This window comes from Chryseobacterium sp. 7 (assembly GCF_003663845.1).
Taxonomy (GTDB): Bacteria; Bacteroidota; Bacteroidia; order Flavobacteriales; family Weeksellaceae; genus Chryseobacterium.
Genome location: NZ_RCCA01000001.1, coordinates 4,268,471 through 4,281,873, shown reverse-complemented (window position 1 = coordinate 4,281,873; position 13,403 = coordinate 4,268,471). Strand labels below are relative to the sequence as shown.

Here is a 13,403-nt window from a genome sequence, read left to right as displayed (position 1 = left end):
TTTATTTTACAGCGGTTTTCATTTGAGATTTTGCAATCACTTCACCGTTTAATTTTGTAACGATATCCACAAGGGTTACTCCCATTACTTCATTGAGGATGGTTACTTCAGATTTCAGCTGATCTCCTACTTTAGGCAGTGTTTCCGCTTCAAAAGATTTAATGGCCCCGATATATCCTGTAGGTGCCTCTTTTCCCAGCAGATAATATTTATATCCTGTATGCAGTGCAACGCTCTGTGCCTGATGTTCAATCAGACCTGATGCCTGAAAGAATCCGTCTTGTATAAAAAGGTTGTCTTCTTTTATTTCAAAACCGGACAGAAGATGGTTTTCAGAATATTCTGATAACTCATGTACCATTACAAAAGGAAAACGCTGCGGAATAAGGCTTTCTACAAAATCTTTATCGGATGTCGGCAGTTTGTTTTCCATTAGCAAACCGTTAATAAAGCACAAGAATAAGCGAATCTTCCACTTTCAGGAACACAAAGAAGTACTTTTTCTCCTTTTTTCAAAGTTCCGGAATTCATTAATTCTTCAAGAGCAATAAATATTGATCCGGCTCCGATGTTTCCAACCTCAGAAAGGTTATAGAACCATTTCTCTGCAGGGAAATCCATTCCTTTTTTAGCAAACTCTTCTTTCAGTCCGTCTTTAAAGTAGCCTGAAGAAATGTGAGCCAATACGTGGTCAATTTTTTCGGGATCCAAATTGTGCTTGTCAAAAGATGATCTTAAACTTTCTGCTCCTTTTACCAGGATGTATTTATCAAGAATTTTAGTGTCTTGTTTGATAGCGAAAATAGACTGTTTTAACCATTCATCAGAAGGGTAATCTGCCCAGGATTTCAGGCTTCCGTCTTCCAGCTTATCGCATCCTGCATACATGCAAGCTTCAATTTCGTGAGCATAAGAATAGAAATCAATGAATTCTACTCTTAAAGAAGTACTGTTTTCTCTCGGTTTATTTTCTAAAAGAAACGCACCTGCTCCGTCAGAAAGCATCCATCTCAGGAATTCTCTTTTGAAAGCAATAATAGGTCTTTCTTCCAGTAATTTTAAATTTTCAGCCTCATGGTTGAATTTATCAGCAGTCATCCATGCAGACATTCTTTCGGAGCCTGCACACACTGCATTTTCCTGTACGCCTGCTTTTACAGATAGAAATCCATAGTTCAGGGCATTCATTCCAGAGTTGCAAAGACCTGTTGAAGTATTAATTTCAATAGATTTTCCGATGTTCAGTTCACCATGTACCATAGAAGCGTGAGACGGCTGTATCTGGTCTGGTGAAGTAGTTCCTACAGATAATAACTTCATGTCTTCCTTTTTGAAGTTTTCATCAAAAAGTCCTTCAATTGCTTTTGCAGTAAGCTGCGCATTAGAGTGTGTAGGATTTCCTTCTTTATCTAAAGCGTAGTATCTGGTTGTAATTTTATTATTTCTTAGGATAAGTGATTTTGCTTTAGATGGCGCATCATTGATAAGCCCAAGATAAGTCTCCATTTCATCATTCGCTACCGGCTCATTGGGTAAGTATTTTGATGCTTTTGTTATAAATACGTCGTACATTCTATTTTAAATTAATTCCTTGTAAATATCTTTTTTGTTTTTGTCTTTTAAACCAAAATATAGGGGTTGTAAGCAGGTGTAAAACCAAAACGACAGGTGAGATAATCCATATCGCTGCCATCAAATATACCTTAAAGAATTTTATCAGCAATGGACGTTTCTCTTTTTTCTTGATAATCAGGTTAGACCACACTGTAAAAATTTTATTTCCTACCTTTTCTACCCTTACGAGAAACGCGCGGATTTCAATGGCTCCGTTTTTCACAAGATCCGGCTGCAAATTATTGAGATCATTATTCTTAAAATGTCTTTCAATAATCTCGCCATACTTTACCGATCCTATGATTTCCTCATCAGAAACCCCTGCAGCGGGAAGCATTCCTGATTTTTCTTTCTGTCCTGTTGTAAGCCAGCGAAGAATAGTCAGTACACTTGTATAATTGTCGTGCCTGTCAACCAATGCAATATTTCCTACAAGCTTAGCCTGTAAATCTCTTAAGTATACTTTTAATTTTTCCTGGGAAAGCATCCACATATTTCTGGTTCCGGAGATGGTGACTACAGGAGTATCTTTAAGAATACGTGACGCATAATCACTCTTTAAGAACGAAATAATAGGAATGGATGGTGTGAGATACCATACCTGATATCCAAAAAGAATAAGGTCATACTTTTTGTTCAGAATTTCTTCTGAAGGCGGAAGGATTTCTTTGGGAATCTGTAAATAAGATTCAGGAAAAGTATTGAAAAAAACATCACCCGGCCATGGAAAAGGAAAATCTTCTTTGAGCTGAATGTTGTAGTACGTAATATCATAAGCTTCCTTTCGAGCATCAAAAGGTTTGGCTATGTTTCTCACAATATCTTCAAGTTGTCCGGTTTGTGAATAATATATGACAAGTATATTTTTCTTCATTAGTTTTCTTTAGCGTTTACAAAAATATGTTTTTCATATGTATTATTTAGTGTTAAATACTTTTAATGATTCAGAACTAAATTCCAGTGCATAATTATCATTTTCAGGCACCGCATTTTTCGTATTGACAAAAATGATTTTTTCAGGAAGATCCTGGATATCATTCCATGTGAAGCTATCATTTGAGACCAATAGCACATCAATCTTCTTATTCACCTCCGAAAGGTCTTTTATATACTGGATCTTTCTTCTTTTTACCAGATAGCTATGAGCAGCCGTTGCTCTTTTATCATCATTTTTTATCAGAGAAAACACTCTTCGGCTTGCTTGGTATAAGGTTAATAAAGCGTCTTTCTGTCCGAAATCATCAGCTATATGAAGAATGTTGGCATCATTGGGTATGTGCTTATTAAGCTCGAAATATACTGATTTATTTGCATTAAAGTCTTCTTTTACTTCTTTTACCACTTCAGCGTCTTTATAAAGATAGCTCAGGAATAATTTACTTTTAAAATAATTCTCATCCTCTATCTCTTCTCTCAGCTTTGCAAATTCTTCTCTGAAATAAGCATTGATCTTTTTGGTTCTTTCAGAATAGTTTTTGCCGAAGCTCATATCGTCTTTGCTGATTCTGTTTCCTACCTTTACGGTAATGCTTCCATCGTAAATAATGAAATCTCCTTTCGGCAATACTTCTGAGTTTCCATGAATGTAAAGAGGCAAGATGTCTAACCCGAATTGCTCAGCCAGATAAAATGCACCTTTATGAAATCTCTTCACATCATTGGTATATGAACGTTCTGCTTCGGGAAATACCACAAGAGAGTATCCCTGTGCAATTTTTCCTTTCAGTTGAACCATCCCATTTTCGATTCCTTGTGAGACGGGATAAAATCCAAGTGCCTTTACCAGTTTTCCAAAAACAGGAGAATCGTATACCCAGTCATTCACCAGATAAATAATTTTGTGGGTAGCCATTGCAATAGCCAATGTATCCAGGAAAGAGGTGTGGTTGGCAATAATAACGGCAGGTTTGCTGAAATCTTCAGCTGTATTTTTAATGACCTTCTTCTTTACAAATGGATTAGAATAAAGGACAGAAGTTAAAAATTTAGCTAAAATAAGTTTGATCATATTCAGCATTTTCCCTTGGGAATTTTTCACAAAGAAGCTTCCGAAAGCTGAAAATAGAAGTCCACCAAGTCCGTAATATAAAAATGATAAGACCGAATTCAGTAATAATCTCAACGTAATCGGAGAAAGCCCTTTTTTTGCCCGGTTGGTAATGAATAACCTGAACCAGAAAGGGTATAGGGTGGAGGTAATGATAATTACGGAGAACATTCCTATCAATGCAACCAAAGCTAAAGAGTGCAGAGCAGGATGCTTAGCAAAGATCAAAGATCCAATAGAAAGGATAGTAGTGAAGACTGCAAGGATAATGGAAGTTCTGTAAGTAGGTAATTCATTTTTTCCTGTAGTGTGCTCTTTTTGCATGGCTTGGGTAAGGAAAATACTGAAATCGTCTCCTACTCCAAACACCAGGGTACACACGACAGTACTGAAAATATTTAATTCTAAACCTAAGAAATAAAGAATTCCTGCCGTTACAACTCCCGTTAAAACAATCGGGAACATGGTAAGAACGGTTAATTCAAAATTTCTGAAGAATACAATAATCGTCAGAACAATGGCTAAAAGAGAATAGTTGATGAGTGTATTGAAATCTCTTTTCAGCAGACCCAGGAAATTTTCATTCATCTGCTGGCGGTCAATGGCAATAGCATCATGTTTCTTTTCAATATCTTTAATGAAGGCATCCCGTTTCTTTTCGTCTACTTTTACCACATTCGAAACCGTGTAAAAGCCATTTTCATTATTCATAAATTCTGAAATCTGGAGCGCTTTTATTTTCTCATAATCTTTCAGAGTTAATGAAGCGTAATTTTTATGCAGTGCTTCATTGAAACTATCAAAAGCAGAACTGTTGAACCCGAATTTGTTGCCGTTGCTGACCAGTTCGGAAAGAGTTTGGTTTTTCTTGGTATCATTCCAGAAACTGTTCCACTTCTCAATCTTTTTTTGCTGGTCTTTTTCTGAAAGAACAATGCTTCCGATAGAATTGTAGCTTAATATTTTACCTTCTTTTTTTTCTTTTTCAAGGAAGCTGCTCAGTTCAGAATTTCTGGTCAATGCCTGTTCTTCAGAGTTTCCATAAGAGATGGTGTAAATGGACTTTGACGTGATATCAGAAAGCTTCTGCAGTTTTGCCTCGCTTATTTTAAGTTCTTTCGGGATATAATTCAGATCACCGATGTCTTCATTGAAGCCTACGTGCCTGAATCCGAACAGGCAGGCAAGAATAATAACGGAACATCCTATGATCAACGGTTTGTTTTTCTCGTAAGGATAAGACCCAATTTTGTCGATGAAGTTCGTATTAAGGTGTTCTCCTTTCTCTTTGGGTTTGTACAACTGAGGAACAATAATTAAAGCTGAAATGGAAGAAAGAATCACTGTAATTGCTGCAAAAAGCCCCAAATCCTTCAATGCTTCAGAACGTACAAAAACCAGGCATAAGAAAGAAACGGCAGTGGTTGCACTACTTAATATAATAGGTTGTGTAATCTCTTTGTAAAGCTCTTCAATATTATTGTTATGCTTATAATGGGTAAGAATGTGCAAAGCATAATCTATAGTAATTCCAATCAGAATGGCACCAACACTTAATGAAATAGCGGAAATCTTATCTTTAATAAAATAAAGAACCAGTAAAGCGAGTAATACGGAAAATACGGTTGGTAAAAAAACGATGATGGGGGTAAAGAAATTTCTGAAATAATAGATCAGAAGAATCAGAAGAACCGTCATAGAAATCACTACTGTATTCTGAATGTCTTTTTTAATCTGCTTTGCATTGGCCACAGCAATCACCGGAGAACCGAAATAACTGATCTCCGTTTTTCCTTTAAACTGTTTATTAATTCCGTTTTTTATCAAATTAAGCTGATCTACAAATGCTTCGTTGGCTTTTGTGTCATTGCTTTTATTTTTAGGATCAATGAAAAGCAAGAGATTTTTACCGTCTTTGGTTACAATATAACTGTCTTCCAGTTTAAAATCTTTACTGATGTTTAAAGCATTCAGTTTTTTGATTCCTAAAAAGGTAAGTCCCAGAGGATCTTTTTTTATAAATTCCTTTGTAACAAGGCTGGTAGGGGAAACCAAAGAAATATAATTGTTCTCTACCTGACTGGCGATGCTGTCTTTTTGAAGTTTGCGGTCAATTTCCTGATAATCACTCTCATTAAGGAATAAAGGTAAATTCTGATTAACAAAATCAAATGTTTCTGAAATTTCATGATCATTCACTTTGCCCTGCACAGAACCGATATATTTCTGTAAAGGTTCTATCTTTTTCAAAAAAGCATCAGCTGTTTCCGAAAGCTGAAAGTTATCTTCGCCGGATCTATTTTCTATGATAACAATAATTTTGTCCGAAAAATTAAGCTGTTTAAGAACTTTGGCGGTAAGATCAGATTTTTCATTTTTTGGAATAATCTGGTTGATGTCTTCCTCAAAATTGATCTTTGATGCAAAAAATAAACATAAAGCAGCCACTCCTAATGCTGTGAGTACAGATAGTATTTTATTTTTGGAAATCAGATAATATAAAAATATAAAAAAGCGATGCATTGCATTTGAATCAAGTCTGCAAATTTAAATTTTTAAGCATTAGATCAAAATAGTTCGAGACAAGTTTTGACTGAAAATCAATAAAATATTCTATTTTTGCAAAAGTTCCCAATTTGAAAAATGTATTTTAAACCACAATTATTATTAAAGAATAAGAATCTGTTTTAGATATGTTGAAAAAAAATGATGAAAAAATAAACGGATTTCTATTTGTAATAGTGCTTCCGTTTCTGTTGTTTTCCATGTCTTACTATGGATTCGAAACCTCCTATGTTTTATGGATAAAATCAGCAGATAAAGCTCCTGATTTTATATTTGAGTCAGTATATGCCTATAGAGTTATTCCCAATTTTCTTAGTGTGCATGTTACTGAAGCATTTACTTTTATAGTAGAAAACCATCTTCCGTTTCTGAAAGCCTTTCTTTCAAAAAGTGGTTCCTATTTTTATCACAGTACTTTTCTTATTAATGTCTTCTTTTTTATGTTGTCCTGTATCATTCTGGATAAAATATTAAAAATGAAGCCTGTAGAACTTTTGATGAATACGCAGGTAAGAAGATTGGTGCATCTGGCAGCGGTTTTCTTTATGGTGATTGTGCAGTATGTACCTACAAATTGTGATTCTATAGCAATTTTCTTTTATATATGGGGTGTTTTTCTCACCCTTAAATATTATCATGAGAGAAAAAAAATAAGCTTAGTCGCATTGTGTGCAGTTGTTTTTGTTTCCACGTTTGTAAGAGAAACCTCATGCCTGAATATTGCTTTTTTTGCAGCTATTTTCCTTGACTGGGATCAATTGAAAAATAAAAATTACACATTCATTAAGGATACAATCTGTGTCATTGGTTCTTTTTGTCTTGCTTATATAGGGTTAAGAATGGCTATTCATCAGACGGCTTCTTTTATGGAAGGAATTTATATCGTTAAAAACTTCACAAGTCCATATAATTTGGCGGGGCTGCTTTTTGGGGTGCTGGGAATTTACTTTACTTATCAATTGTCTTCTGAGGAGAGCTCTAAGCTTGTTCTTAAAAAATATTTATTTTTCTCGCTGCCTTATCTTTTTATGATTACTTTAGTCGGGCTCTTTTGGGAGACCAGGCTTTTTATGCCGCTTATTCTTACGGGAGTAGTGACGGCTTCACACCAGTTTAAAAATTTCATATCATAGCATGAGTTTATTACATCCTTATTTTATAATTGCAATCATATATATGCTGATTTTCAGTTTTCAGGAAGTGTATTCCGGGAAGACTAATAAGCTGGCATTGTATGTTTTGGCTGCATATCTTGTTATTCTTGCGGGTTTTCGAGATGATGTAGGGCCGGATTATGGTAGTTATAAAGGGATTTATATATATTCTGATACGAAAGACTATGTAAGTATTATTTTTGCGGCACTTTCACTTAAAGGAGGACCTCAGATAGTAGAGCTGGAATGGTTATATGTTTTGATCAATAAGATTCTCCTTAATGTTTTCAATGCGCCCTTTTATATGCTCACCTTTGTAGTAGCTGCGCTTGTAACATTTTTTAAAACAAAATTTGCCGAAGAAAATACACATTATCCTTTTACATTTTTGCTTTTCGTTTTTGTTCCCGGATTTTTTATTGGAGAAAGTGGACAGATCAGGCAGAATCTAGGGTGTTTCATGGCGTATTATGCCATACGATATATCAAACAGCGAAGATTGTGGATGTATCTTTTCTGGATTTATCTTGCCGCAGGAATTCATAATGTGTGTTATCTTATGGTTCCTATGTATTGGATTGCCCGTGTTCCGCTTAATAAAATGTGGATGATTCTCTTTATTTTGGCTTCAATTTTTATGTCACCATTTGAAGTTTACAGGTATTTTGGTGATTTTTTAGGAAATTTTGCATCACAAAGTACTTTGGTAGACGGTTTCAATGGATATGTGGATGAAAGTGTGCAAAGATTGAATGGAGGATTTGGGGTACCGGAGGCCATGTTGGCCATCTCCACCTTTTTCCTTTTTGTTTTTGATACCAAAATGAAAGAGAAATATCCTTATTACGAGTATCACAGAAATTATACCGTCATTGGGATCTGTTTCTATTTTATTTTTAGAAATAATCCTATTTTCTCTTCCAGGTTAACAGGGGCATTCCTTGCTTTTACTTATATACTGATTCCGAATACCATGTTTGTGGTTTCTGAACAGGTGAGGAAATTAATTCATGCATTTCTTATGGCCTTGGTTATCTTCAACTTTGTTGTATTCTCATCCTTTAGAAACATTAAAGCAGGTCGATTTACCATAGAGCTTTATAAGAATCATATTCTTCCGTAAGGTCTTTTTTATTTTTATTATTTATGTCTGTTCAGAAAAATAGAATTTTAGTTTTAGATGGTTTAAGAGGGCTTGCTATTTTGTTGGTTTTCCTTTTTCATGGGTATTATATTTGGGATAAAACTTATCCTTTTGGAGATTTGTTTAAGGATAATATTCTTGTAAGATATGGAGATCTTGGTGTTCAGCTGTTCTTTTTAATATCGGGATTTGTGATTCTGATGTCTTTAGAGAAGACTTCGGGTTTTATAAAATTTATTAAAAACCGATGGATAAGGCTTTTTCCGAGTATGTTGATTTGCTCTGCTATTATTTTTATTACAGCAGGCTTTTTCTATGAAAGACCTCTGGGAATACCAGGGTGGAAATCTTTACTGCCTGGGATTTTATTTGTGGATGAAGGTTTATTGGAACGTATTTTTAAAACTGATTTCCCTGTTTTGGAATCTTCATTTTGGTCTTTGTATATAGAAGTGAAGTTTTATGCTATTTTCGGGGCATTGTATTATATGTTTAAAAGAAATCTTGCGCTGCTGGGGATTTTTATCATTTATCTGGTTGCTGTTTCTTATCAGATTTTAGAATTCCACCATTTACTGCCTGCCGGATTGCTTCCATATAAAGCATATATTGGTAATTTTGTGTATTTCGGGTGGTTTGTTTCCGGAGCATTGATCTACATTTATTATAATAACCGGGATAAAAGGTATTTATACGCATTTATTGTTGCTTCCATATGTGCTATGTTTTATATGTACAGACTTCAGGATTCTGTGCGAAACGTGTATCTGATTATTTTGATCCTTATTTTTGTGGGAGCTCTGTTTTGGAAACCCATGGAAAAGTTTTTCTCTATGAGACTTTTTACATTTGTTGGTTTTGTAAGTTATCCTGTATACCTGCTTCATGAGAATATGATGATTTCATGGATGTTGAAGATCAATAGTTATGTTCAGATTCCTTATTGGATATTGCCGATTATTTCTTTCTCTCTTGTAATTCCTGTCGCTTATGTAGTAGCAGAATATCTTGAACCGCCTATTCAGAAAAAATTAAAATCTCTTCTTAAGTAATCAACATTTTATTATCCGGTCGAAGCTTTGTGTCGGCTCTCTAAAGGCTCTTTCATAAAGAAGCTTAAATGAATGATTTTTTTTCGTAAGTTTTAATTGATAAATTTTTATCAATAATATTATTTTTATAAATTGTTTCATGTGTAATTGATTTATGTTATCGTTATTTATATAATGAATTGATATTTTATGTCAAAGGCGTAAGAATTGTATTTGTCTTTGTTTAAAATTCAGTCGCATGAAAAAAACGGTATTAAAAAAAATAGCAGCAATTATTTGCTTAGTGTTGGTGTGTATCTGCTCTACAAATGCCATAGAGTTTAAAAAACAAGAGAATCTGATAGAGAAACGAAGATCAATTTATCAGGATACTATAATTCCCCGAAATTCAGATAATAATACAAAAACAAACACTCAAAAGGTTTATTTTGACGGAAAAGACTGGACGAAAGCTCCTAACAGTTATTTTTTTGATCCCAAACAAAATAGCGAAGGTTTGTATATTCCAGTAAGAAAGGCTTATGTCATGTGGAAATATGACCAATTTCTGGGAGCTTTAGGAGTTCCTCTGGGAAATGTTACCGCAGATGTTCTTTGGGAAGATAATCCGGGGCTCATAAAATCCGGAGCAGGCTATCTTCTGGAGGTATCAGGAACCGGAGAAAATGCTAAAATAAAAGTTCCTATCAACAAATCTAAAGAAGGAAATGCAGTCATAGCATTAAAAATAAATAATGAAATTTTCTGGTCCTGGCACATTTGGGTTACCGATAATCCTGAAAACGGATCTACCTATAAAAGCTTTCCGGGAGTATCAAGACAAAAAAGTGATGGAACAGTAGAGCCTATTCCCGACTCTGAATGGAAATGGATGGATAGAAATCTGGGAGCAATCGGAAGTTCTATCACCGGAACAGAATGGAATAAAAATGGCGGATTGCTTTATCAGTGGGGTAGAAAAGATCCCATTCCTCCATTAGCCTTGAAGGGAAATGACTTCTATGAAGTTTCCGGATCAATAGGTAGAGTAAGACATCGAGGGGCTAAGAACTTAATAGGTGCAATAACGATTGATGATCTTAGAAAATTTGTACTGCTTTCCAATGCGGAGGTGAACAATAATATTAAGCTTTCAATAAAAAATCCGCTGAGTCTTATTTACGTGTATAAAAATGATAATTCAGGGCCTGCCTATTATAATAACAATGCTGCTTTGATGGTCAATTGGTTTGGAAAATCAACTTCTCTTCCGGATTCAAAGCTCTCTGAACTTAATTTATGGTCAGATAATTCTCAGGGGAAAATTGGAATTAATTATAATTTGGATAATAATGCAAGACCCTACAGAGATAAATCTTCTTATGACCCCTGTCCTAATGGCTGGAGAATTCCTTCCATGCTGGTGGCAAATTTAGCCTCTCAGGCATATGTAGACGATATAAGAATAGATTTTTCGCCTTTTGGAGTGAGAACTAATATGGGTAAAAGTACTTTCGAAAATAACAAATACCATGTAATAAAACCTACGGATGCCAATACTCCGGTTTATATGAAAGGTTTTAAATTATACGCCAATACAGGATTTGACTTATCCAACGTAAATGGATTTAATATGGGGATTTTTCCGGGAACTGGGCAGCTGGGATTAACTGTGCATCAGGGGCAATACACAGACCAGCACCATACTGGGTTGTGGACAGCCACCATGATGAAACATTTTGACAGCAGTCCGAATGTTGGGGCAAGAGCCCTGTTTATGGTTCCTGATAAAGGACAGTCTGATGTTTCTGATCCCGCTTTTCCTTCAGTAAAAGGAAGATATTGGTATATGCCATTAGCGGGAGGTGAAACTTCCGGAGCAAACGGATGCAGATGTATAAAAGATCCTTTATATATAGTGAATAATTATGATTTTCCCACCGAATTTATTGAACCTGCAGTGGAATACAGAGAAGGAATCAATAATCCCAATACCTATCAAATGGTAAAAAGTACAACGGCCACCAATCTGGAAATTCCTGTGAGTAAAGCATTCTCAGTACAAAGTGAAATCCTGAATAATGAAGAAATCCTTTCTGGGGTTAATTTTAATAACTTAAAGGCCAATGTTCTTTGGGCAACAAATACAGGGCTAATTAGCAAGGTGGTAATACCGAATAATTCACCGGTTTCATTATCCGATATTTCAAACGTCAAAATTATAGTAACTGTCAATCCAAACCAAAGCGGAAATGCCATAATAACATTGCATAATGGGAATATTGCCAACCCTGTATATTGGAGCTGGCATATTTGGGTTACTGATACGGAAATAGCTTCCAATAAATATACTACAGAACTACCCAATACCGCGGTTACAAACTATGTGAATTACACCGAAAAAGGAGATGTTCTGCAAACCGAATTTATGGATAGAAATCTGGGAGGTACGGAGGCCTTTCCGGTAGTTGCTAATCCTCTTGCTCCCACCACGGATGAGCTATCGAGAATTAGAAATGCTTCAGGACTTCAGTATCAATGGGGAAGAAAAGACCCTATCCCTTCTTTTCAGTATGCTGATGGAACAACCTATAACATATTTTTAGGAAGTACCGCTGATGATGGCTCAGTAAGCTATACCACACTTACGCCTGCTGTCTATAATAATCTGCAGGGAAGTTATATTATACCTTTTAATACATATACCAATGCAGCCAATGCCAATGTTTTAGCCGCTGATAAAATTGCTGATAAAATATCAAAAGTGTTGCTTTTTTCAGTAAGAAATCCGCTGGTTTACATGGTGCCCAGTGCTTTAGCGCCATATAACAGTTCTGCACCCTTATATACCAATGGTACAGACTGGCTGGCCAATGAACCTAATCTGGCTGCAGACCGATGGGGTAGAGCTACTAAAAAATCACCTTTTGATCCTTGTCCGGAAGGCTGGAGAATTCCCGATCTTACAGGGGTTTCCATTACTTCATATCAGGATTTTGGAATTACCCCGTGGTATAAAAAAGATAAAAATGTAGCAACATCCTATACTATTGCTTCAGATTATTTAGGAACAAGAGTGAGGAACTCCACCAATTCTACAATGGGGTATATGTTCAATAACGCTGCTTATCCGGTTGGAAATTATCCTAATTCAGGGTCAAGAGGATTCCGGAGTGTAACAGCCAATCAAACAGCCACAGGAACTTACAATACAATCAATTTTCTGTATCCCGGAATATGGTCGGGAGCTTTGCTGTCAAATTATATAGGAAGACCTATTAACCTGCTTTTTGATGCTGCTCCTACCAATAATCGTATGATTGCCTTTCATGATAATAATGATCCTTATTTTGGAATGAATTGCAGATGCGTAAAAATGAATTTTGATACCAACGGAGAAGAATTGGGGCCAATTCCTAAAAATCAGATTACCTCACTGCCCGCATTCAAGCCTTCAAATAGTTTCAATAGTAAAAAAGTAACGGAAACAAAGCTTAAAGAAAATAGAATAATTTTATTGCCTAATCCGGTAAAAGATCTTTTGTATATAAAAGCTGCCGAAAATAAAATATACCAATACCAGATCTATTCTATTTCCGGACAGCGGGTGCAGGCAGGTAAGTTTGAAGATGGAAAAATAGATGTTTCTAATCTGATTTCAGGAGAATATATGGTGGTCATTAATAATTCCGAAGCTATTATTAAAATCATTAAAAAATAAATTAAATATTTATAGAACATTTATAGAAAGGAAAATAAAATAGTATATAAGTATTTGAAAATTCATAATTTTGGACACACATTAAAGATGATAGGTAAAAAAGGAAAGAAAACAAGTTGTGTTTTCT

General features: G+C 35.2%; 8 protein-coding genes. 4 read left to right on the top strand and 4 right to left on the bottom strand.

The features are described 5' to 3' along the window. Nucleotide 1 precedes the first annotated feature (1 nt). From CLU97_RS19615 to CLU97_RS19600, 4 genes are read right to left on the bottom strand one after another with little or no spacing between them, the layout of a single operon-like run. Nucleotides 2-433: a hypothetical protein gene (locus tag CLU97_RS19615; RefSeq protein ID WP_121489422.1), complete on the bottom strand. Its 432-nt coding sequence runs from the start codon at nucleotides 431-433 to the stop codon at nucleotides 2-4. Continuing rightward, complete coding sequence (locus CLU97_RS19610) at nucleotides 433-1,572, bottom strand: beta-ketoacyl-ACP synthase III (protein ID WP_076595497.1); 1,140 nt, start codon at nucleotides 1,570-1,572, stop codon at nucleotides 433-435. Before CLU97_RS19610 ends, CLU97_RS19615 begins: the two co-directional genes overlap by 1 nt. Before the next feature lies 1 nt (nucleotide 1,573). Beyond that, nucleotides 1,574-2,488, bottom strand: coding sequence for a dialkylrecorsinol condensing enzyme DarA (locus CLU97_RS19605; protein WP_121489421.1), 915 nt, complete (start codon nucleotides 2,486-2,488; stop codon nucleotides 1,574-1,576). A 42-nt stretch (nucleotides 2,489-2,530) separates the two neighbouring features. Continuing rightward, a complete protein-coding gene (locus CLU97_RS19600) occupies nucleotides 2,531-6,184 on the bottom strand; it encodes an MMPL family transporter (RefSeq protein WP_121489420.1) in 3,654 nt (1,217 codons plus the stop codon). Nucleotides 6,185-6,354: 170 nt separating this feature from the next. Here CLU97_RS19600 and CLU97_RS19595 point away from each other — a divergent pair, with 170 nt between their 5' ends. The 4 genes from CLU97_RS19595 (at nucleotide 6,355) to CLU97_RS19580 (ending at nucleotide 13,276) form a co-directional block, all read left to right on the top strand. Then, nucleotides 6,355-7,359: a hypothetical protein gene (locus tag CLU97_RS19595; RefSeq protein WP_121489419.1), complete on the top strand. Its 1,005-nt coding sequence runs from the start codon at nucleotides 6,355-6,357 to the stop codon at nucleotides 7,357-7,359. A 1-nt stretch (nucleotide 7,360) separates the two neighbouring features. Beyond that, a complete protein-coding gene (locus tag CLU97_RS19590; RefSeq protein WP_121489418.1) occupies nucleotides 7,361-8,503 on the top strand; it encodes an EpsG family protein in 1,143 nt (380 codons plus the stop codon). Between the two features lie 23 nt (nucleotides 8,504-8,526). Then, the gene (locus CLU97_RS19585) at nucleotides 8,527-9,576 is read left to right on the top strand and encodes an acyltransferase family protein (RefSeq protein WP_121489417.1); all 1,050 of its coding nucleotides are present in this window, start codon (nucleotides 8,527-8,529) and stop codon (nucleotides 9,574-9,576) included. 238 nt (nucleotides 9,577-9,814) lie between these two features. Beyond that, complete coding sequence (locus CLU97_RS19580; RefSeq protein ID WP_121489416.1) at nucleotides 9,815-13,276, top strand: T9SS type A sorting domain-containing protein; 3,462 nt, start codon at nucleotides 9,815-9,817, stop codon at nucleotides 13,274-13,276. Nucleotides 13,277-13,403 lie beyond the last annotated feature (127 nt).